Genomic DNA, 21,572 nt, shown 5'->3' on the forward strand with positions numbered 1-21,572 from the left:
CGCCCTCCGTGAGGGTCGCGGGGCGGAACAACTCCGTACGGTCCCGGCCCGCGGGCGGCGTCAGCGGCGGCGGATCTTGTCCACCCGGGAGCCGATCCCCCAGGCGGTGACCCGCCACAGCGCCTCGACGACGATGTCGCGGCTCATCTTGCTGTCGCCCAGTTCCCGTTCGACGAAGGTGATCGGGACCTCGACGACGTGAAAGCCGGCCTGTACGGCGCGGCGGGCGAGGTCGACCTGGAAGCAGTAGCCCTGGGAGGCCACCTCGTCCAGGCCCAGGCCCTTGAGGGTCTCCGCGCGAAAGGCCCGGTAGCCGCCGGTGAGGTCGCGCAGTGGCAGATCCAGCGCCAACCGGGAGTAGGTGCTGCCCCCGCGGGAGATGAGCTGGCGGTATTTGGGCCAGTTGACGGTGCGGCCACCGGGCACCCAGCGCGAGCCGAGGACGAGATCGGCGCCCTTGAGGGCAGTGAGCAGCCGCGGCAGTTCCTCGGGCTGGTGCGAGCCGTCGGCATCCATCTCGACGAGCACGCCGTAGCCGTTGTCGATGCCCCACCGGAAGCCCGCGAGGTAGGCGGCGCCGAGGCCTTCCTTGCCCTTGCGGTGCAGGACGTGGACGTGCGCGTCGTCGGCGGCCAGCTCGTCGGCGAACTTGCCGGTGCCGTCCGGGCTGTTGTCGTCCGCGACCAGGACGTGCGCCTCGGGCACGGCGGCCCGCACCCGCGAGACGATCGGCTTGATGTTCTCCGCCTCGTTGTAGGTCGGAATGATCACCAAGGTGGTGCCGAGCGGACCGTACTGCCGCTGACCGTCTGTCACTGCTGCCCCTTCTCGTGCTTCGTGCGCCCGCGCCTGCCACTGACCACCGCGGCGGCACAGGACAGAAGGCCCACGATAGCGAGCGCCCACTCAGGAGCGGCTCCAACGCGGTCGGCGAGCGTCGTTTCGTCGCGCAGCGGGATCCGCGCGGAGACCACGCCTTGGGTGAACTCGGGGATGCGGTGGGTGACCGTGCCGTCCGGGGCGACCACCGCGCTGATGCCGCTGGTGGCCGCGGTGACCACGGCCCGGCCGTGTTCGACGGCGCGCAGCTTGGACATCGCAAGCTGCTGCTCGGGCTGGCCGGTGCGGCCGTAGGTGGCGTTGTTGGTCTGGATGACCAGGGCGCGGGCCCCGGCGTCGACGGTGTCGTGCACGATCTCGTCGTAGGCGACCTCGAAGCAGATGACGTCACCGAGCCGGGCGGGGCCGAGCTGGAGCACGCCGGTGTGGTTGCCGGGGTAGAAGTCGCGGGGCACCCGCTGGAAGCGCGTGATGATCTTGCTGAGCTGCTCCCGGAACGGGACGTACTCGCCGAACGGCACCGGATGCTGCTTGGTGTAGGAGGCGCCCGGGCCCTTCTTCGGGTCCCAGACGATGCCCTCGTTGAAGACGTACCCCTTCTTGGAGGGGTGGTCGACCAGGGCGCCTACGAGGACGGGCACGCCGATGGCCTTCACGGCCCGGTCGATCCGGTCGTAGGCCTGCGGGTACTGGAACGGGTCGAGGTCGGAGGAGTTCTCCGGCCAGATGACCAGGTCCGGCTTCTTGGCCCGGCCGGCCTTGATGTCCGCGGCGAGCTTCTCGGTGGCCGTGGCGTGGTTGTCGAGGATCTTCATCGGGCGGCCCAGGAAGTCCATACCGGCCTGCTGGACATTGCCCTGGACGATCGCGATGTCCGCGGTGTCGTCGGCCTTCGTGGGGACGGGGACGGCGAGACCGGCGAGGGTGACAGCGGCGGCGAGCCCGAACGCCTCGAAGGCCGGCACGGCCCGGCGCAGGGTCCCGTTGCCGCGCAGCCCCCAGAGGGTGGCGACGCAGCCGGCGATCAGCGCAGCGGCCAGCGCGACGGCGAAGGTCACCAGCGGGGCGCCACCGAGCGCGGCGAGCGGGGTGAACGGCGAGCCGGTGTGGGCGAACGCCAGCCGGCCCCAGGGGAAGCCGCCGAACGGGAGCCGGTCGCGGGCCCACTCCTCGGCGACCCACAGACAGGCGGTCCACAGCGGCCAGAGCGGCAGCCGCGACGTGACGGCGAGCCCGGCACCCAGCAGCGTCACGAAGAGCGTCTCGGCGATCGAGAGGCCCACCACCGCGTCCCAGCCGACGACATGCAGCCACTTCAGCAGGATCAGGAAGAACGGCAGCCCGAAGACGAAGCCCGTCCAGGCACCCTGGCGCGCGGTCCGGCCGCGGGTCAGCAGTGACAGCGCGGCGACCGCCGCCAGGGACAGCGGCCACAGGTCGTACGGCGGGAAGGCGAGCCCGAGCGCGAGGCCGGAGACCACCGCCAGGCCGGTGCGCAGCGCCTCACGGCGGGCCAGTGCGGCCAGCCGCCGGGCGCGCCGGGGCCGGGCGGTCACCGCGGTGGCGCCCAACTCGGCGGACGGCACCGGGCCGTCGGGCGAGGTGCCGCTGACGGCTTCTTCGGTGATATCGGAACCCGATGGCAATGTCGCGGGCCTTCCCTGCAGGTCGTGCGGTAGTGAGCAGACCGTACATCGGGAGGCTCGAATTGCGGACGCGGGGTGCACAAAAGTGATGCGTGGTGCGCAAAAGGTGATGCGGCGTGCGCAAAAGGTGTAGAAGGCCGCGGGCGGGCCGCGGCGTGGTGCGGATAGGGGCCCGGCGCCCTTCGGGCCGACCTGGGACCCGCTGGCTGCGGGTCGACCGAGAGCCGTTGTCTACTGAGCGTCCGGGCCCCACCCGGGTCGCACCTGCCGATCGGGCGAGACGTTCCGTCGCCCCGTGCCGCTGGTGCTGGACCTGGCTCCCAGTGGTGGCGTGCCCAGTGGCACACCGCCCCATGGCCCAGCTGCGTTCGACGACTGCGCGGAGGTCTCCCGGTCGGACGTCCTGTGGTGGACTCGGCCGAACCTACCGGCCGCCGACCGTCTGCTGTCAACAGGTGCTCCGCCTGCGTCGTTTCGCGTCGCCCCAGGTCAGCCCCGAGCACCCCCGGAAGAGCCAAGGAGCGCCAAGCACGGTCCGCGGCGGCACCTGCCCGCGCGATGTCACTCGTTCGGCGGCCCGAAGACCGTTCGCCCGCCGACGACCGTGGTCAGGCACACCGGGAGGTCGTTGCCGGGGGTGAGATCGGGCAGGCCGGGGGTGCCGGAGCGGGGGTCGGTCGACCAGCGTTCCACCCGCTCGTCGGGCGCCTGGACGATCAGCTCGCCGGTGCGCCAGACCGCGTAGTCGGCGGGCGCGCCGGGCACCAGGACGCCCGCGTCGTCCCGGCCGACGGCGCGCCAGCCGCCGCGGGTGTGGGCGGTGAACGCGGCGCGCGCGGAGATGCCGTGGGCGCGGGTGCGGTGGAAGACGGCGGCGCGGACGGTGCCCCAGGGGTCGAGCGGGGTGACCGGGCTGTCGGACCCCAGGGCGAGCGGGACACCCGCCTTGAGCAGCGCGGCGTACGGGTTGAGGGTGCGGGCCCGGTCGGCGCCCAGGCGGGCGGCGTACATCCCGTCCTCGCCGCCCCAGGCCGCGTCGAAGGCGGGCTGGACGGAGGCGGTCAAGGCCAGCTCGGCGAAGCCGGCGATGGTGCGCTCGGTGAGCATCTCGGCGTGTTCGACGCGGTGCCGGGCGGCGCGGATCCGGTCCAGGCCGACGCGCTCGGCGGCGGCCCGTACGCCGTCGACGACGCTGGTGAGGGCGGCGTCCCCGATGGCGTGGAAGCCTGCCTGGAGCCCGGCCTCGGTGCAGGCGGCGACATGGTCGGCGACGTCCTCGGCCCGCAGGTGCGCGACGCCGGTGTGGCTGGGGGTCCCCCCGGCGGAGCTGGGGGAGTCCGCGTACGGGGCGTGGAGGTGGGCGGTGTGCGACCCGAGCGAGCCGTCGACGAACAGATCGCCTGCGGCGCCGATCGCCCCGAGCTCGCGGATCCGCTGCGCATCCTTTGCGGATGCGACCGCCTCGGCCCAGTAGCCGACCACCCGCGGGCCGGTCCCCTCCCGGGCCAGGGCGAGCAGCCCGGTGAAGTCGTCCTCGCCGGAGATGTCCGGGCCCGCGCACTCGTGGAGGGTGCCGATACCGAGCGCGGCGGCCCGGGCGAGCGCGGCGGTCTGGGCCTCGGTGCGCTGGGCGGGCGTGAGGGTGGCGTAGGCGGCCTTGCGCACCGCGTGGTGGGCGTCGCCGGTCAGCGGGGCGTCGGCGCGGAATCCGGTCCGTTCGCGCACGCCGGGGACCAGATCCAGCAGTGCCGTCGTCACGACCGCGGAGTGCACGTCGACGCGGGTGAGATAGAGCGGGCGGCCGCCGGCGGCCTCGTCCAGCTCGGCGCGGGACGGCGGCCGGCCCTCGGGCCAGACAGCGGCGTCCCAGCCGTGCCCGAGCAGGACCCGGTCCGCGGGGCGGGCGTGGGAGTAGGCACGGATCCGGGCCAGCGCCTCGGGCAGGGTGCCGGCTCCGGACAGGTCGAGCCCGGTGAGCGCCAGCCCGGTCGCCGTGGTGTGCACATGTGCGTCCGTGAACGCCGGAGTGACCAGCGCACCGTCGAGCTGCACGACCTCGTCGACGCCGTCGGCGAAGGAGTCGGCCGCACCCTCCTCGCCGACCCAGGCAATGCGGTCACCCTCCACGACCATGGCGGTGGCGAAGGGGTCCGCGGGGCTGTGCACCTCGCCACCGCGCAGCAGGACAGTGCGGGGCTTGGCCGGGTGGGAAGGGTGCTGCCCGGTCGGTTCGGGAACGTGCTCGCTCATACCGGACAGTTTGACCCCTGCGCGGGGGCGGGCCGCGCGCGGGGGGCGATCAACGGTCAGATACGCGGCGGGCGGGCCTCGTAGGGCGTGGAGAGCACGACGGTGGTACGGGTGGAGACGCCGGCCAGGGTGCGGATGCGGGTGAGCAGATGCTCCAGCTCCAGCGGAGTGGCCACCCGGACCTTGAGGATGTAGTTCTCGTCGCCGGCGACGCTGTGGCAGGCCTCCAGCTCGGGCACCTCGGCGAGGCGGTCGGCGATGTCGTCCGGCGCGCTGGGGTCGAAGGGTTTGACCGAGATGAAGGCCGTGAGCGGCAGGCCCACGGCTTCGGGGTCCACGATGGCGGCATAGCCCCGTATGACACCGCGCTGTTCCAGGCGGCGCACCCGCTGGTGCACCGCCGAGGTGGACAGGCCGGTGGCCTTGCCCAGGTCGGTGTAGCTCATCCGCCCGTCCTTGACGAGCAGCTCCACGATTTGTCGGTCCAACTCCTCCACCCGTTCAACCTACTGCGCGCGGGCGCAGATGCGCACCGCGCGCCGGCTCGTGGACACCCTCGCGCCGGGTTGTGTGACCAATGCCACATGGGTGAACCGGTGTCCGCCGGGCGCCCGCGATTATGCGCGCGGCATGAAGGGAATTGCTGGTGGTGGCCAGGACCGCCCGTCACAGGAAGTCAGCGATCCGATCGGCCCACCCGAGGGGGATGGACATCATGCGACGCCTTAAGCAGGACTCCGCTGCCGCGAACGCCGGCGCCCAGGAGGGCGACAGTCTCGGCGCCGTGGGCGAGGACGACTCGTTCGACACCTATGAGATCTACCGTGTGACCTGCCCCGACTGCCGCCAGCCGATCGCGCTGCTGGCGGACGAGGACATCCTCCCGGAGCACGCCCGGTGCCCCTCGCCGTGGAACCCGTTCGGCCTGACGGTGTGCCAGGGCTCCGGCCGGGCGGCGTCCGAGGCCCCGGAGACCGAGGACACCCTGGACACCCCTCAGGAGCAGGACGCGGCCGTGCTGCTGACCCTGCCGGCCGGCCTGGACTGGCGCCGCCAGCCGTTCTCGCACGTCGGCGGCCCGGGCACCCGGCCGGTACGGGTGCCGCGGATGCGTCCGCGCGCCTGAGTGCCCCTCCGCGCCCGTCCGTACGGGCGCTCCGGCCTCACCAGTAGCGGCCCTCGATCATCGCCTCCAGGGTGTCCCGGTGGAGGATCAGCGCATCGGCGTCGGCAGGGCCCGGCGCCTCGGCGAAGTGGATTTGGCGGTAGGCCACCCGCAGCATGACGATGGCGTGCCGCAGGGCCGCATAGAGGGTGTGGAATTCCATGTCGCGGGGCTGGTGCCCGGTGAGCCGGGCATAGCGGCTCTCCACGCGGTCACGGCACAGGAAGCCGGGCAGTCCGCGCTGTCCGCCGGCTTCGGCCAGGTCCTGGAAGAAGCGGTGGAGATAGACCATCCAGCCCAGGTCGAGTTCGCGCGGGCCCAAAGCCGCCATTTCCCAGTCGAGCACGGCGGCCGGCTCGAAGCCGTCGTAGACGATATTGCCGATCCTGGCGTCTCCCCAGCTCAGTACGGTCTCGCCGGGATCCGGCGGCCAGAGGTCGGCCAGCCGGGCGAAGCCGCGCTCGATCAGCGGGGAGCGCGGCCGGCCGTCAACCACCCAGGCGTAGTAGGCGCGTTGGGACTCGACGTGCCGGTGCAGTGCACTGCCGGTGCCCGGCGTGGCGAGGAAGTCGGCCGCGGCGAGCGGGACTTGGTCGTGCAGCCGGGCGAGCACCGAGACGCTGGCGGCCTCCAGCCGGTCGCGCTTGGCATCGGTGGCGTCATGGAGCCAATTCCCCTCGTACGTATAGGGCATGACGTCCGGCGGGACCCGGCCGGCGGCGCGGGACATGACGAAGAAGGGAGCACCGAGGTGCGCCGGGTCCTCTTCGAGCCAGAGGGTGCGGGGCACCGGGACGTCCGTATGGGCGGCGACCAGGCGCATGGTGCGGTACTGCCGCGCCATGTCGTACCGCGGGAAGATGCAGTACGCGGCAGGGTCGGCGGCGAGGCGCAGCGCGCAGGAAGCCTCCGGAGGCTCGGGATGGTCGATGTCGAAGAGCAGGGTCTCGCTGGACATCCCGTTGGCGTCCGGGACGGTCGCGGCCAGGGCGCGGGCGCCGGGGAGCCGGGTGCCGAGCCAGGCGGTGAGACGGCGGGTGAGCACCTCGGGGTCGCGGGTGGTGGTGCGTGGGCGCGCCGCGGCCCGGGCGGCGGAGCGGTCGGTGTCCGAGGCCGCGGGCAGCGGGTGGTCCGTCATCGTCCGGCCTCCCCCGCGACCGAGTCGTAGCCGGTGAAGCCGCTCGGATCGTGCCGGCCGAAGCTGCCGTGTTCGAAGATGCCGTGACCGGTCCGGCCGTCCAGGGTGAAGCGGGCGGCGTGGTCGGTGACGCCGTATGCGGCGAGCGGGTGTGCTGCCGGGTCCGAGAGGTCGTAGCTGCGGCGGTCGGTCCAGCCGCGGCCGCGCCAGGTGCCGTGCTGCCAGTCGTCGGCGGGAGGATAGCCGGCGCCCACGGCAAGGGGCGAGGAGGTGAGGATCTCGGCGGTGAGTTCGCGGGGCGTGCGGTCGGGGCCGGTGAGGTGGATGACCGCGCGTTCGGGGTGCCGGGTGCCGGGGCGGTAGCTGATGTCGGTGTGCGGCCACCCGAGTTGGACGTCGCGGGCACCGTCGCGGCGGACCGAGACCGCCTCGTTCAGGGTGCGGTGGCCGTCGGCGTCCTCCTGGACGATGACCATCACGAAGCGGTCGTCGAAGCGCACCGGGCACCAGATCCAGTGGAAGCCCTCGGGCCGCCGTTCCTCGGCGGCCCGCCCGCCGTCCTCGCCAGGTATCGGGCGCACCCCCCAGCTGCGGTCGCGGGTGCCGGTCCACTCCCCCGCCGTGACGGCGAGTTCCTGCCCCGCGACGCGGATACGCCCGGTGCAGGTGCCGGCCTGGACGAACCGCCGGCCTTCGAGCGTCAGCCGGTCGCCGCGGTACTGGCTGTGGTGCGGCTCCCACGTGGGCGGGAACGCCGCGGACCAGGTCAGGTCGTACGCCAGGCCGTCCGGATCGTCGGGGTCCGCGGCGCAGGTCAGCCGGAGGCGGGCGAGTGGCTCCTCGACGGTGATGGTGAGCGGGCCGACGGTGAGCGCGAGGCGGTCGTCGGTGAGTGCGTCGGAGGCCCGTACGGCGTACAGCCGGTCGCCGAGGCGGAGGGTGGCGTAGGCGTCGATGACACCGGTGTTGGGATAGACCCCGAGGCCGGCGATCAGCAGGGCGCGGCCGGAGTGGTCCATGACGTGGAAGATGCAGCGGTCGTAGGCGTTGCGGTCACCGGTGGCGACGTGCCGCATGGACAGCGGGACCTGGTGGATCGGGTACTCGTCGAGCGCGATCGGGCGGTCGGGCACGGTCTCCTCCTGGGCGCGCGGTCGGCCGATACGCCACAGGAACGTCAGCTCCCGCGACGGGAGTTGACGGTACGTCAGCTAACGGCGAACGGCCAGGCCCCGGACCCGCGCAGGGCGGCACGGACGGCCAGGCCCCGACGCGCGCAACGCGGGGGGCGGGCCTGGGTCACCCCCGGCCCGCCCCCGCTCCCCCCTCAGCGCGTTTCCGGCCCCGCGAGGTGGCGGGCGATGACCATCCGCTGGATCTGGTTGGTGCCCTCGACGATCTGCAGGACCTTGGCCTCGCGCATATAGCGCTCGGCCGGGAAGTCGAGGGTGTAGCCGTAGCCGCCGAGGAGCTGGACGGCGTCGGTGGTCACCCGCATCGCGGTGTCCGTGCAGAACAGCTTGGCCATCGCCGCTTCCTTGGAGAACGGCAGACCGGCGTCGCGCAGCCGGGCGGCGGTGAGGTAGAGCGCGCGGCCGGCCTCGATCTGGGTGGCCATGTCGGCGAGCATGAAGCGCAGACCCTGGAAGTCGAGGATCGGGCGCCCGAATTGCTGCCGTTCGGCGGTGTACGCGAGCGCCTCGTCCAGCGCCGCCTGGGCGACGCCGATGGCACAGGCCGCGATGCCCAGGCGCCCGGAATCCAGGGCGGACAGCGCGATGGCGAAGCCCTGGCCCTCGTCCCCGAGGCGGCGCGCGTCGGGGACGCGGACGGCGTCGAAGTGCAGCTGGGCCGTCGGGGAGCCTTTCATGCCCATCTTGCGCTCGGGCGCCGCGGCGCTCAGGCCCTCGGCGTCGCCGGGGACCAGGAAGGCGGTGATGCCGTGGGCGCCGCTGCCGCCGGTGCGGGCCAGCACGGTGTAGAAGTCGGCCACGCCGCCGTGGGTGGTCCAGGCCTTGGTGCCCTCCAGGGTCCAGGTGTCCCCTTCGCGGGTGGCCCGGGTGGTCAGGGACGCGGCGTCGGAGCCCGAGGAGGGCTCGGAGAGGCAGTACGCACCGAGGAGGCCACCGCCGAGCATGTCCGGAAGGTGTTCGGCACGCTGCTCCTTGGTGCCGAATCCGGCGAGGGCATGACACGCGAGAGTGTGCACACTGACGCCGAGGCCGACGGTGAGCCGGGCGGCGGCGAGTTCCTCCACGACCTGGAGGTAGACCTCGTAGGGCTGGCCACCGCCGCCGAATTCCTCGTCGTAGGGCAGCGAAAGCAGACCCGATTCGGACAGCAGGGTGAAGGTCTCGCGCGGGAAGCGGCCGGCGTCCTCTTCCTCGCCCGCCGTGGGCCTGATCTCGCGCTCGGCAAGCTCGCGTACGAGTGTCAGCAGATCGCGGGCTTCCTCCGTGGGCAACCTGCGGTCCACCGGCCGGGGGCCGTACTCGGTCATGGCGGCGCTCTCCTCCCTGTCGGGCGCTGCGGCGACACGCGCGCGGGGTGGGCGTGCGGCGCCGGTTTCCATAATGCCGGTCCGATGATCGCTTTCCGGGTCTCGGAAGGCGATGACCTGCGACTGTGGCGCTAGGAGTATGCCCGATCGGAGGCTCCGCGTCACGGGTTGATCATCACCGGCCGTGGGGAAGGGCCTCGTTCCCCACGGCCGGGAAATTGGTCCGAACCATTGACGCACTGGTCTAGTCCTTCTACCTTTCCTGCAACGTTCAACGCGTTCATGCCAATTCGGAACGCAGGTCAGGTCAGGCTCCATCCCTCGCCCCCCTCCGAGGAGAGACGACATGCTCAGACCGCCCCGGATGCACTCACCACGCAGACTGATCGCCGCCGCCACCGCGCTGTGTACGGCGGCGTTGGCCGGCACCCTGCTCGCCGGCCCCGCCTCCGCCGTCCCCACCGGCGCCCCCACCGCGCACCACCTGTCGACGGCCGCCGCGCCCCGCACGACACCGGCCGCAGCAGGCAACAAGGTCGTCGGATACTTCACCAACTGGGGTGTCTACGAACGCAATTACCACGTCAAGAACATCGAGACCTCGGGATCGGCGGCCAAGCTGACCCACATCAACTACGCCTTCGGCAATGTGCAGGGCGGCAAGTGCGCCATCGGTGACTCCTACGCCGACTACGACAAGGCGTACACCGCCGACCAGAGCGTCGACGGCACCGCGGACACCTGGGACAACGGCGCCCTGCGCGGCAACTTCAACCAGCTGCGCAAGCTCAAGAAGCTGCACCCCGGCCTGAAGGTGATCTGGTCGTTCGGCGGCTGGACCTGGTCGGGCGGCTTCACCGAGGCCGCCAGGAACCCCGACGCGTTCGCCCAGTCCTGCCTGGACCTGGTCGAGGACAAGCGCTGGGCGGATGTCTTCGACGGCATCGACATCGACTGGGAATACCCCAACGCCTGCGGCCTGACCTGCGACACCAGCGGCAAGGACGCCTTCACCGGGGTCATGCGGGCGCTGCGGTCGAAGTTCGGCCGGAACAATCTGGTGACCGCGGCGATCACCGCGGACGCCTCGGCCGGCGGGAAGATGGACGCCGCCGACTACGCGGGCGCGGCCCAGTACGTCGACTGGTACAACCCGATGACCTACGACTACTTCGGCGCCTGGGACGCCAAGGGCCCGACGGCCCCGCACTCCCCGCTCACCTCGTACCACGGCATTCCGAAGGCCGGCTTCAACACCACCGACACCCTCACCAAGCTCAAGGGCCTCGGTGTGCCGGCGGGCAAGCTGCTGCTGGGCATCGGCTTCTACGGCCGCGGCTGGTCGGGCGTCACCCAGGACGCTCCGGGCGGCACGGCGACCGGTGCGGCGCCGGGCAAGTACGAGGCCGGCATCGACGACTACAAGGTGCTCAAGACCCGCTGCCCGGCCACCGGGACGGTGGGCGGCACCGCCTACGCCAAGTGCGGCGACCAGTGGTGGAGCTATGACACCCCGCAGACCATCGCCGGCAAGATGGCCTTCAAGGACGCCCAGGGCCTGGGCGGCACGTTCTTCTGGGAGCTGAGCGGCGACACCGCGGGCGGCGAACTGATCAAGGCGATCAGGTAGCACGGAGACGACGCGCGCAGGCCGGGCGGAAGGCGGCTTCTCCCGCTCGGCCGGCGCGTGTTGGCACTCCCCCGGCAGGGCGTGCGCGAGCCCCGCGTGCGCCCCCGTGGGGTTTACGGCTGCCGCCCGTACGAGCACCATCGCCCCAAGGAGCCGGAGCCGCATCGAAGAGGTGTCACGTGGTCAACCCTTGGCTGGCGATGGAGGCCGGTGCCGATCCGGTGGAGCGCAGCCGCGCGGTGCGCCGGGCCCATGCGGCCTTCCTGGCCGACGGCACCGTCGCACCGCCGGTGCGCCAAGTGGTCGCCGACTCCTGGCGCCGCTCCGCGGACGCCCACGCCGCACCGGACGGCGCCGCCCCCATCGAGCTGGACGAGCCCGCACTGGACGCCTACCGGGACGGGCATCCGCTCGCCCGCGCCATGCCCGTCTTCCGGGAGCTGCTGGGCAGCTTCGCGCAGGACGGCGCCCATCTGCTGGCCGTCTGCGATCCGCAGGGACGGCTGCTGTGGGTGGAGGGGCACCGCGGGGTGCGGCGCAGCGCCGAGCGGATGAACTTCGTCGTGGGCGCCCGCTGGGACGAGCGGCACGCCGGCACCAACGCCCCGGGCACCGCCCTCGCCGCCGATCACGCCGTACAGATCTTCGCCGCCGAGCACTACAACCGGCAGGTGCAGCGCTGGACCTGCGCCGCCGCTCCCCTGCACGATCCGCGGACCGGGCGGCTGCTGGGCGCGGTGGACATCACCGGCGGCGACCATCTGGCGAGCCCGCACAGCCTGGCCCTGGTGCAGGCCACCGCACGTGCCGCGGAGGCTCATCTCGCCGCCGGCGTACCGGAGTGGGGCGTGTGTCTGTCGGCGCTCGGCCGGGACGAGGCGCTGCTGGTCGTGGACGGCGAGCGGCTGCGGCTCGGCCGGCGGCACAGCGAGATCCTGGTGCTGCTGGCCGAGCACCCCGAGGGGCTCACGGGCGATCAGCTCTCGGTGCTGCTCTACGGCGAGCGCGCGGTGCGCCCGGTGACGCTGCGGGCCGAACTGTCCCGGCTGCGGCAGCTCGTCGGCACCCTGCTGCACTCCCGTCCGTACCGGCTCAGCCGGCCCGTCGAGACCGATGTGCGCACGGTCGAGGAGGCGTTGGCGGCCGGCGAGGTGCGCACCGCGCTGGCCGCCTACCGCGGTCCGCTGCTGCCGCTGTCGGAGGCCCCGGGCATCCAGCGGCTGCGCGGTGCGCTGGAGGACCGGACCCGGTGTGCGCTGCTCGGCGCGCACGACCCCGGCCTGCTCCGCGAATGGTCGCGCACCCCCTGGGGCGAGGACGACCTGACGATCTGGGAGGCCCTGGTGGACGCCCTGCCGGAGCGCTCCCCGGCCCGCACCGCACCGATGGCCACCGCCGACCGGCTGCGCGCCGCATACGGACTGACCGGCGGTTGCCGCGCCGGAGCGAAGGCCCCCGGTCCCGCGCGCGTCGCAACCTTCCCGCAACCTCCGCGGCCCTAGCCTGCGCGCATCGCCCGTCGCACGGGATGGCGGGCACCGCGCCGAGAGCGATTGGGAGGCCGCCCCATGGCCCGTTACGCCAGCCCGGGTTCCGCCGACGCCGTCATGAGCTATCTGCCCCGCTACGACCACTGGATCGGCGGCGAGTTCGTCGCGCCGGCGCTGGGCCGGTACTTCGAGAATCCGACGCCGGTCAACGGACAGCCGTTCACGGAGGTCGCCCGGGGCACGGCCGAGGACGTCGAGCGGGCCCTGGACGCCGCCCACGCGGCCGCGCCCGGCTGGGCCCGCACCTCCGCCGCCGACCGCGCCGCCGTCCTCAACAAGATCGCCGACCGGATGGAGCAGAACCTGGAGCAGCTGGCGGTCGCGGAGAGCTGGGAGAACGGCAAGCCCGTACGGGAGTCCCTGGCGGCCGACATCCCGCTCGCCATCGACCACTTCCGCTACTTCGCGGGCGCCATCCGCGCGCAGGAGGGCTCCCTGTCGGAGATCGACGGGGACACCGTCGCGTACCACTTCCACGAGCCGCTCGGCGTCGTCGCCCAGATCATCCCCTGGAACTTCCCCATCCTCATGGCGACCTGGAAGCTCGCCCCCGCACTGGCCGCCGGCAACGCCGTGGTCCTCAAGCCGGCCGAACAGACCCCCGTTTCGGTGCACTTCTGGATGGGCCTGATCGCCGATCTGCTGCCGCCGGGCGTGGTCAACATCGTCAACGGCTTCGGCGCGGAGGCCGGAAAGCCGCTGGCCTCCAGCCCCCGGGTCGCGAAGGTCGCCTTCACCGGCGAGACCACCACCGGCCGCCTGATCATGCAGTACGCGTCCGAGCATCTGCGGCCGGTGACGCTCGAACTGGGCGGCAAGAGCCCCAACATCTTCTTCGACGACGTCTCGTCGAAGGCGGACGACTTCCACGACAAGGCGCTGGAAGGCTTCACCATGTTCGCCCTCAACCAGGGCGAGGTGTGCACCTGCCCGTCCCGGGCGCTGATCCAGGGCGGGCACTACGACGACTTCCTGGCGGCCGGAGTGGCCCGTACCGAGAAGATCGTCCAGGGCCACCCGCTGGACACCGACACGATGATCGGCGCCCAGGCCTCCAACGACCAGCTGGAGAAGATCCTCTCCTACCTGGACATCGGCCAGAAGGAGGGCGCCCGCATCCTGACCGGCGGCTCCCGGGCCGAGTTGGGCGGCGAGTTGGAGGGCGGCTACTACGTCCGGCCCACCATCTTCGAGGGCAACAACGGCATGCGGGTCTTCCAGGAGGAGATCTTCGGCCCCGTGGTGGCCGTGGCACCGTTCTCCGACTTCGAGGACGCCATCGGCATCGCCAACGACACCCTGTACGGCCTGGGCGCCGGCGTCTGGACCCGAGACGGCTCCACCGCCTACCGCGCCGGCCGCGCCATCCAGGCCGGCCGCGTCTGGACCAACTGCTACCACGCCTACCCGGCCCACGCCGCCTTCGGCGGCTACAAGCAGTCCGGAATCGGCAGGGAAACCCACAAGATGATGCTGGATCATTATCAGCAGACGAAGAACGTTCTGGTTTCCTACAGCCCGAAGAAACTTGGATTCTTCTAGAGCCTCAAACCGGAACTGGTGCTCCAGCGCCTCGCGGCGGGGGGGAAAGAGTCCGTTCGAGATCCCCCACCCTCGCGTAGACGTGGGCGAGGTCGCTCAGCGAGGCCAGTGTCTCGGGGTGGTCGGGGCCCAGCCGCTTCCGACGGTCCCGGAGCATCCGCTCGCAAAGGGGCAGGGCGCGCTCCAGATCTCCCACCGCGGCGTGGGCGTGGGCCAGGTTCGTCCTGGTCCCGAGCCTCTCCACGTGGGTGGGACCGAGTGCCCCGGCGCGATGCTCCAGGCTGCTTCGGATGATCCGCAGCAGCCGCCAACCCTCGTCGTGTCGATCTGCCTCACCCGCACACACTCGGCCACCACAAAGCATGATGCGCCCGCGCCGTCCGGATCACCTCCGGACGGCGCGTCACAGCAGGGCGGACGTTGCCTGGTGCGGCAGTAGCCTAAAGCGCCCCTTCAGCCTGCAAGAGAGCAGCTATCGAAAGTGAGACTCACGCCCGCGTAGCAACTCGAAAGGCCGGAATTTCGATCTCCTCGGGATCGAGGCAACCGACACTTTCACGTCCTTCGAGAATGAAGCCGAAGAATTCCTTCAGCGCTTCATTCCCGAGGTCAATCGGATGAAACGGGAGTGCGTAGCCTGGCGTATGGCGCACGGGTCGCCCTCCTTCCCAGAAAGGCGCTTCGAAGGGGAGTCGGTCCCCCAAATCCTCAATAACCCCGGAACCGGGGCTCAAGCTCACTCCGCGGACCAGCTCACCGCCCGACCAGACAGCGAAGGCGGACCAGTCTTCAGCACTGTCCATGAAGACACCGTATGCATGCCGTCCTGTCGCCCATTCGCATACCATTTCGGTCAGGTGACTTGGACTGGATTGTGCGAGCTCACGAGAACAGATGACCTCGAACTCCGGTAGGTATGCAGCGCATACGGTACCCGAATCGGGCCAAACTGCGAGATCTAGGGGCAAAGATGCCGTCGCTCGCGCTGCGGTTCCAAGGACCCTCTCGGCAAGGATCTTTGACTTGTCATGACGGATTTCCTGCACACGCCGAAAAGCCTGTCGCGGATCACCCGCGGCAACAACCACCACGGCTGCTTTTGACCCCATTAGAATACCTCCCAGATTCTTGCCCTACGTGATCAGATCCAGACCTAGGGATCGCAAGCAGGGCACCGCCACAAGTCCACTTCCACCTTCATCTTAACCGTTGCGCCTTTCGTTAGGCCGGGCACTCTATTCGTATTCAATACGGCGCCGGTGCGACCAAGTTCCGCGTACCCTAGACGCTGATTGTCGGTCAGGGATGCTCCCTTGCCCGTTTTTACCTCGACTGCTACCCAGTTTCCCGCTGCATCCTGCGCCACAAAGTCGGCCCTGAATACATCGCCACGACTATTCTTGAATCTGACCTCGCTTTTAATGTTGGTGTACCCGGCCTTCTGAAGCCTCTGCAGGGTGGCAGCTTCACCCAGAGCACCGTGCGGCAGTCCGTCGACTGGGCATTCGCCGGCGTTGTGCACGAGTATGGAAGTTTCGCCTGCAAACACATAGTACGTGTGCAGATCATCGACGGTGAGATTGTACGTCCTGGCATTTTTAGCGAAGGGGCGATTACCCTCGATCTTGACTGGGCTACCGTCGACCGTTCTGAGCGTCATTCCCGGACGGAGGCGCGCAGCCTCAACCCATTCGTTCTCCGAGGGGGACCAGAACGGATGCTCGTTTGTGGCGGTGAGGCGTCGATGCCCTTGGGGGGTGGCCAGGGTCAGTTCATTAAAACGCTTATCGTGCTGCGTGACAATGAGGGCAGTTACCACGCGCCGCACCGTCTCACCACTGACCGGATCTGTGGCGATCACTGAATCGCCGGTCTTCACCGACTCGATATTTTTCTTCGAGTGATCGGCCATGAGCACTTTGGTGCCGGCGAGGAAGCACTTGAAGCACTTCGCCGTTTTCGCGACCCGCGAGCTTTCGGCGATGTCTTCGATGCCTTCGCCGAGCTTCTTGAGGAGCCTGACCTTTCCGACGGGTAGGACGGAAACGGCGAAGGCGGTGCATGCTCCGAAGTTGGGGTTCTTGATGCACTCCTTGAGGTCGTTGAGGCCGGTGATTTCCCAGACCACGGCGGTAAGAGTGGGGTCGATGACGGGAGTGACGTCGCCGCCGGAGATCACGCAGGGCAGGAGCCCGGCTATCTCGTTGCCGGTGTGAGAGACGCAGTGGGGCTTCTTGGCCTTCTGCTTCTCCTGTTGCTTACGGGCTTCTTCGGCCCTGCGGCGTGCTTCGGCTACCTCGCTCTCACGCTTCTTCTTCACCTCCGTCCATGCCTGGCTGGCGAGGGCGTTGGCTTCCTTGGCGCTCTTGCCGGCGTCGAGGGCAGAGGCACGGGCGTCCTCGGCCGCCGAAGTGGCGAGGTACGCCGAGTTGCGCGCGTAGTTCGCAGAGAACTCCGCTTGCGCTGCGGAGTTTTCGGCGGCATCGGCGTCGCGGTCGGCTGCGTTGGCTGCGTTGCGCGCGGTCTTGGCGGACTTGGCTGCCTGGGCGGCGCTGTTCTCGGCGCTGGTGGCGGCCTTGTCGGCGTCGTCGGCGTACTGTTTGGCGAGGTTGGCGGACTTCTTCGCCCCGTCCGCGGCCCTGGCGGCGTCGTCCTTGGCGTCGCCAGCCTTGGCGGCGGCTTCTGCTGCCTTCCAGCTGTTGTGCCGGGCCTTGGCCGCCACGCCGGAGGCTTCGGCGATCAGGCGTTGCATCTGGGCGATGTGGGTGCTGGCGAGTTGGTCCTTTCGGTCGGCCATGTACTGGCCGACCTGGACGAAGTCGTGCAGCTCATCTGCGGAATCTGCCAAGGCGATTTTCGCCGCGGCCTTCATCTCCGGGCCGCCGTTGTTGACGAGCTTGGAGGCGATGACCTGCTCATCGGAGTTCAGCGCCGCATACTGGCCGTTGCTGATGAACGCGGCGAGCACCCTGCCCTTGCCGTTGGCCAGTGCCGCCTTGGACGCCTCCTTCACACCGGGGCCACCGGCGTTGTTGATCTGGGAGACGCGTACGGCGTAGTCGGTGACGGCCACGTCGTACTGACCGGTGGTGTAGAAGTCGCTGACCCGCTGATCGGAACCCTTGAGCGCCTCTGCAGCACCCTTGCGCACGACCTCGTAGGGGCTTTGCGTACTGAGCTGGGAGACCTGCTCGCGGATCTCGGCCTGAGCAGCCTGCTTCCACCCGTTGCGCAGGTACTCCAGGACGTCGGCGTCCAGGCCGGACAAGGCTTTGGCGGCGGCCTCCTGGTGCCAGGGACCACGGATCTTCAGGGCCTTGAGGGCAAGGACGCGGCCTTTCGCGGCGATGGCCTTGGTGTCGGCGTCGGGCTTGTCCGCCTCGGTGGCCAGTTCGGCTGCCGTGGTGTCCAGCGAGCGGGCTTCGACGAGGTCCGCGGCGGAGGCGGAGGTGACGGTGGCGGTCTGTGCCGCGTGGGACCTGGCGCGTTCGATGGCGGCAGCGGTGCGGGTCGTCAGGTCCTCCGCCTCGGCTTCGCGGGCGATGGTGAAGACCTTCTTGGCAGTCGCTGCCGCCGACTCAGCCGCATCTGCCGCCTTCTTCGCCGCGGCTGCTTGCTTCTTCGCCTGTTCAGCTGCCTTGGCCGATTCACCGGCGTGCTTCGCTGCTTCTTCCGCGGCCGCCGCGGCGTTGTCGGCATGCGTGGCTGCGGAATCCGCGGCCTCACGTGCTTCATCGGCGGCGTTGGCGGACTTGCTGGCCAGGGCTTCGGCGGCGTTGGCCGCGCGGTCGGCCTCGGCGGCGTGGCGGCGGGTCTCCGCGGCGGCCGCCTTCGCCTCGCTGGAGTGGACGCCTGCGGCCTCGGCGTAGGTGTTGGCCTCATCGGCCGCGTCCGCCGCGGCGTTGGCGTTGCTGCTGGCGCTGCGGGAGGCCTTCGCGGCGGCACCCGCGGCAAGCGACGCTGCACCGGCCTGCTTGGCTGCCTGGGCGGAGGTCCTTGCGAGGGTGGCGGCCGCCCGGGCCTTCTTCGCCATGTCCCTGGCTTCACCTGCCCGGCCTGCGTCGGACGCGGCCGCGATCGAGGCGTTGTATGCGTCGTTGGCCGCGTCGGCGGCATTGGCGGCTGCCGCGGCGGTCTGCGCCGCGGCGAAGGCGGCGATGCGGGCCGAGCGGTTGGCGGCGTTGGCTGCGCTGATGGCCGTCTGCGACGCGGCGGCAGCAGCGCGGGCAGCATCGGCGGCCTGCTTGGCCTTGACCGCCGCCCGCTGGGAGTCGTTCTTGGCGGCGTTGGTCTCCCGCGCCGCCTTCAGGGCGGCTTCCTTGGCGAGATCCGACGCCTCGATCGCACGCGTGGAAGCTTCCTGCGCCTTCTCCGTCGCGTCCTTGGCCCGCTTGCCGGCCAGGGTGGCCTGCTCCGTCAGCTGAGCGATGGTGGCATGTTCCTGGTCGCGATTACGCGCGACGAACTGCCCCACCTCAAGAAACTCGGCGATGTCGTCAGGGGTGCCCTTGAGCGCGACCTTCCCGGCCGCCTTGACCGCCGAACCGCCCGAGTTGACCAGCTGCGAGACCTCGACCTCGTTGTCCGTCTCCCGCGCCGTGTACTGGCCCTCCGCGAGGAACTTCGCACGGTCCTCGGGGGTGCCCTTCAAAGCTGCCTTGCCGGCGTCCCTGACCCCGTTGCCCCCGAAGTTGATGACCCGGGAGACCTCGACCTCCTGGTCCTCCTCCAGCGGCGCCTTCCAGCCATCCTTCAAAAACGCCCGCAGCGCCGCTGGGTTCTCCGAGGTGCTGTTCTTCAAGGCCGTCTTCGCGGCCTCGCGTACCGCGGGACCACCGGAGTTGAAGATCCGGCTCGCATCGACGTAGTCGTCGTCGAACTCGATCCTGTCCCTCTGGTCAAGGAACGTCTCAAGATCCTCATCCGTACCAAGAAGCGCCTGCTCGGCCGCCTCCTTGACACCGGCACCGCCATCTGTCCAGTAGTCGACGACACGCTCACGCATGAAGCGCAGGTCATCATCGTTGCTGTCCGCTGCAGCTGGCCCAGCTCCCAAAAGTCCCGCCACCAGCGAGGCAGAAAGCATCGTGGCCCACGCGCCACGATGCCGCGGCGGCGCGTTCCGTCTGGATAAGGCGCCGCTTCTGGGAAGCCGCGTACCTGTCGTTGAGCTGGGTCTCAGTCTCATCCGGTCAGTCCTCTCTTGTCCTTCATAGCGATCGGTAGTACCCCCAGCGCCCGGAAAGTCCGTTCAGTGAAGGGGGAGCACGCAGGGACGTGCACCAGTGGGTAGCTGGAGGGCCACGCAAGCGGAGCTGCTTCCTGGCCGGGCACCCCAGCAGCCCGCGAACCCGGCGTGACGTGGTTTCAGGGAGCCGGTGTAGGCCGAGTCCAGGGTGAATCGTTGGCGGGGCCGGTGAACGGTGTCGGTGCGTGGGACAGTGCCGTCCACCGGTGGTCAGTGGGGAAGGCCAACACGCTCGACGCACGTCGAGGTCACCGTCGGAAGTGCGCACTCCGTTGTGGTCACGGGCTTACGAGGACGCGTTCGGCGTCCAGGGAGGCGCTGGTGGTGTCGGGGTGGAGGGTGAGCTTCCCTCCGGGCCAGAGTGCGACGACGTCGTCCTGGCGGGTGGGGCCGCCGAATGTGCCGACCGTGGAGAGCAGGGTCTGACGCCATGGGGACTTGGCCGGCCGCAGCCGGTGGTCGCGCCCGAAGGTTGCGGCGGCGATGCTCTCGTATGCGGTGACCTCACCGTCGCTCCAGCGGACGAAAAGGTCCTGATCTCCTGCTTCGGGACGGAAGTCGCCCGCTGCGACGTCCCGGGCGTGCGGCCAGGTGGGGTCGGGCGGTTTGACGAGCTGCTTCTCGGCATGCAGCCCCTTGCCGTCGACGTTCGTGTACAGCGTCACTTCACCGTCGGTCCAGGTGACCACGAGGTCGTCGCTGCGCGAATTGCCGCCGCCGAAGCGCCCGGCGGCCATGGTGCTCGCGTGGGTCCAGGTGCCGTTGGGGCCCTTCAGCTCCACCATGTCCGTCAGCTTGGTCTTCTCGTTGACGTCCTTGAAGAGGGTCAGTCTGCCGTCGGCCCAGCGCACCAGGAGGTCGTCGCTCGCGTCACCGGTGAAGTCGCCGGCGGTGAGGACCGCAGCCTGCTGCCAGTCCTTGTCCTTGACCAGCTGGACGTCCTTGCCGAAGCCGTATGCGCCGTTGCCGGGGTAGAGGGAGAGTTCGCCGTCGGACCAGCGCACGATCAGGTCGCTGACGTTGTTGTGGACCGATGCGGTGTGGAAGTGGCCGGTGGTCAGGACCCTTGCGTGGGTCCAGGTGTCGGCGGAACCCATGGACGTGCCGGTGCCCGGATCCGGCCTCGACGGCATGCCGGTGAGGGCCTGTCGGTAAAGCTGAAGGACATCCTCGTCGAATTGAGAGGTGTAGCTGGTGTGGTCGTAGAGGCCGCCGGTCTTGTAACCGCCGATGATGCCGGTGAGGTTGCCGCGTCGACCGTCGAAGTTCTCCAGGAACGGGCCGCCGCTGACGCCGGAGCGGAAGCCCTCGCACCTGATTTCCATGAACCGACCCTGGAAGGCGGTGGTGTCATTGGTGCACTGAAGAGGAGTCTTCTGGCCACCGGGGTAGCCGACGAGCGTCACGGCTTTGCGTGCGAGCTGCGCTGCGGAGACGGAGGTGAGTTCATTACCGCGTCCAACGGCGTCCTCCAGGAGCTGCCCCTGGGCGTTCGGGCCGACGCTCAGGAAGGCGAAGTCGACATCGTCGTCGGGAGTCGAGGCCTGGTAGCGGGTATCGATCCAGATCTTGTCTTCCTGGACCGGGAAGATCCCGTAGGGAGTCTCCCCTGCCTGCCCGGCCGTCGATGCTCCGGTGCGGTAGCCGGGCACGAACGCGAAGTCCTGGTGGCGTCGGTCGCCCTTGAGGCAGTGAGCCGCGGTGATGACGAGGCTCTTGGTCGGCGAGGCCACCGCACTAGCGGTGCAGAACTGGTCCGGTGTCGGAGAGCCGTCGGTGGTACGGATCAGGAATACGCCGACCGTGGCGATACCTTCGGGCACCTGGCGAGTCGGTTCGTTGGCCAGCGAGCGCCTCTGCCGCTGGCCAGGGGCCGGCCGCGATGGTGTATCCGTCCTACGGGAGTGGGCGGGGTTCACAGGAACGGCGGCGCGGATGCGCTCCGGGGTCCAGTACCGCTGTGCCTCTCGTGCGTTGTCGAGCTGCTCCTGGGCCGTGCCATGTGCAGGACCGTGCCCAGTGACCGGTGGACTGACAGTGGAGCTCGTTGTGGCACGCTGCGA

15 protein-coding genes are annotated in these 21,572 nt (G+C 70.1%); 4 read left to right on the forward strand and 11 right to left on the reverse strand.

Annotated features, from left to right (window positions below):
• Positions 1-60: 60 nt before the first annotated feature.
• The 4 genes from CPH93_RS03195 to CPH93_RS03210 form a co-directional block, all read right to left on the reverse strand.
• Positions 61-816 (reverse strand): polyprenol monophosphomannose synthase, encoded by a 756-nt coding sequence (locus CPH93_RS03195; protein ID WP_096211861.1) that lies wholly within the window; start codon positions 814-816, stop codon positions 61-63.
• Positions 813-2,486 carry an apolipoprotein N-acyltransferase gene (gene lnt / locus CPH93_RS03200; protein ID WP_096211862.1) on the reverse strand — a complete coding sequence of 558 codons (1,674 nt, stop codon included), beginning with the start codon at positions 2,484-2,486 and terminating at the stop codon, positions 813-815. The genes CPH93_RS03195 and lnt overlap by 4 nt, the downstream gene beginning before the upstream one ends.
• A 561-nt stretch (positions 2,487-3,047) precedes the next feature.
• Positions 3,048-4,736 carry an amidohydrolase gene (locus CPH93_RS03205; RefSeq protein ID WP_096211863.1) on the reverse strand — a complete coding sequence of 563 codons (1,689 nt, stop codon included), beginning with the start codon at positions 4,734-4,736 and terminating at the stop codon, positions 3,048-3,050.
• Positions 4,737-4,792: 56 nt separating this feature from the next.
• On the reverse strand, positions 4,793-5,233 hold the full coding sequence (locus CPH93_RS03210) for an Lrp/AsnC family transcriptional regulator (RefSeq protein ID WP_003984197.1): 441 nt from the start codon (positions 5,231-5,233) through the stop codon (positions 4,793-4,795).
• 209 nt (positions 5,234-5,442) lie between these two features.
• On the opposite strand from CPH93_RS03210, the gene CPH93_RS03215 reads away from it, so the two are divergent.
• Positions 5,443-5,862, forward strand: coding sequence for a hypothetical protein (locus tag CPH93_RS03215; protein ID WP_093487415.1), 420 nt, complete (start codon positions 5,443-5,445; stop codon positions 5,860-5,862).
• Between the two features lie 37 nt (positions 5,863-5,899).
• Here the strand turns inward: CPH93_RS03215 and CPH93_RS03220 are convergent, their stop codons facing one another.
• The 3 genes from CPH93_RS03220 to CPH93_RS03230 all read right to left on the reverse strand — a co-directional run bounded on the left by CPH93_RS03220 (position 5,900) and on the right by CPH93_RS03230 (position 9,539).
• On the reverse strand, positions 5,900-7,039 hold the full coding sequence (locus tag CPH93_RS03220) for a phosphotransferase family protein (protein ID WP_096211864.1): 1,140 nt from the start codon (positions 7,037-7,039) through the stop codon (positions 5,900-5,902).
• A complete protein-coding gene (locus CPH93_RS03225; RefSeq protein ID WP_096211865.1) occupies positions 7,036-8,172 on the reverse strand; it encodes a hypothetical protein in 1,137 nt (378 codons plus the stop codon). Before CPH93_RS03225 ends, CPH93_RS03220 begins: the two co-directional genes overlap by 4 nt.
• Before the next feature lie 194 nt (positions 8,173-8,366).
• On the reverse strand, positions 8,367-9,539 hold the full coding sequence (locus CPH93_RS03230; protein WP_096211866.1) for an acyl-CoA dehydrogenase family protein: 1,173 nt from the start codon (positions 9,537-9,539) through the stop codon (positions 8,367-8,369).
• A 346-nt stretch (positions 9,540-9,885) separates the two neighbouring features.
• Here CPH93_RS03230 and CPH93_RS03235 point away from each other — a divergent pair, with 346 nt between their 5' ends.
• The 3 genes from CPH93_RS03235 to adh all read left to right on the forward strand — a co-directional run bounded on the left by CPH93_RS03235 (position 9,886) and on the right by adh (position 14,261).
• Positions 9,886-11,169 carry a glycoside hydrolase family 18 protein gene (locus CPH93_RS03235; RefSeq protein ID WP_096211867.1) on the forward strand — a complete coding sequence of 428 codons (1,284 nt, stop codon included), beginning with the start codon at positions 9,886-9,888 and terminating at the stop codon, positions 11,167-11,169.
• Between the two features lie 179 nt (positions 11,170-11,348).
• Positions 11,349-12,671 carry a GAF domain-containing protein gene (locus CPH93_RS03240; protein WP_096211868.1) on the forward strand — a complete coding sequence of 441 codons (1,323 nt, stop codon included), beginning with the start codon at positions 11,349-11,351 and terminating at the stop codon, positions 12,669-12,671.
• 66 nt (positions 12,672-12,737) lie between these two features.
• Positions 12,738-14,261, forward strand: coding sequence for an aldehyde dehydrogenase (gene adh, locus CPH93_RS03245; RefSeq protein WP_096211869.1), 1,524 nt, complete (start codon positions 12,738-12,740; stop codon positions 14,259-14,261).
• Between the two features lie 4 nt (positions 14,262-14,265).
• Here adh and CPH93_RS37540 read toward each other — a convergent pair whose 3' ends face one another.
• The 4 genes from CPH93_RS37540 to CPH93_RS03265 all read right to left on the reverse strand — a co-directional run bounded on the left by CPH93_RS37540 (position 14,266) and on the right by CPH93_RS03265 (position 21,332).
• On the reverse strand, positions 14,266-14,625 hold the full coding sequence (locus CPH93_RS37540; protein WP_096211870.1) for a tetratricopeptide repeat protein: 360 nt from the start codon (positions 14,623-14,625) through the stop codon (positions 14,266-14,268).
• A 124-nt stretch (positions 14,626-14,749) separates the two neighbouring features.
• Positions 14,750-15,370, reverse strand: coding sequence for a DUF6928 family protein (locus CPH93_RS37545; protein ID WP_093487253.1), 621 nt, complete (start codon positions 15,368-15,370; stop codon positions 14,750-14,752).
• A gap of 44 nt (positions 15,371-15,414) precedes the next feature.
• On the reverse strand, positions 15,415-19,266 hold the full coding sequence (locus CPH93_RS03260; RefSeq protein WP_159394952.1) for a polymorphic toxin-type HINT domain-containing protein: 3,852 nt from the start codon (positions 19,264-19,266) through the stop codon (positions 15,415-15,417).
• A gap of 521 nt (positions 19,267-19,787) precedes the next feature.
• The gene (locus CPH93_RS03265) at positions 19,788-21,332 is read right to left on the reverse strand and encodes a trypsin-like serine peptidase (protein ID WP_096211872.1); all 1,545 of its coding nucleotides are present in this window, start codon (positions 21,330-21,332) and stop codon (positions 19,788-19,790) included.
• Between the last annotated feature and the right edge of the window lie 240 nt (positions 21,333-21,572).

The organism is Streptomyces sp. 2323.1 (assembly GCF_900221035.1).
Lineage (GTDB): Bacteria > Actinomycetota > Actinomycetes > Streptomycetales > Streptomycetaceae > Streptomyces > Streptomyces sioyaensis.

Coding starts and splice junctions, on each gene's coding strand:
- CPH93_RS37545 (WP_093487253.1), bottom strand. CDS start 15,370: ATGGGGTCAAAAGCAGCCGTGGTGGTTGTTGCCGCGGGTGATCCGCGA.
- CPH93_RS03215 (WP_093487415.1), top strand. CDS start 5,443: ATGGACATCATGCGACGCCTTAAGCAGGACTCCGCTGCCGCGAACGCC.
- CPH93_RS03260 (WP_159394952.1), bottom strand. CDS start 19,266: ATGCGTGAGCGTGTCGTCGACTACTGGACAGATGGCGGTGCCGGTGTC.
- adh (WP_096211869.1), top strand. CDS start 12,738: ATGGCCCGTTACGCCAGCCCGGGTTCCGCCGACGCCGTCATGAGCTAT.
- CPH93_RS37540 (WP_096211870.1), bottom strand. CDS start 14,625: ATGCTTTGTGGTGGCCGAGTGTGTGCGGGTGAGGCAGATCGACACGAC.
- CPH93_RS03230 (WP_096211866.1), bottom strand. CDS start 9,539: ATGACCGAGTACGGCCCCCGGCCGGTGGACCGCAGGTTGCCCACGGAG.
- CPH93_RS03220 (WP_096211864.1), bottom strand. CDS start 7,039: ATGACGGACCACCCGCTGCCCGCGGCCTCGGACACCGACCGCTCCGCC.
- CPH93_RS03235 (WP_096211867.1), top strand. CDS start 9,886: ATGCTCAGACCGCCCCGGATGCACTCACCACGCAGACTGATCGCCGCC.
- CPH93_RS03205 (WP_096211863.1), bottom strand. CDS start 4,736: ATGAGCGAGCACGTTCCCGAACCGACCGGGCAGCACCCTTCCCACCCG.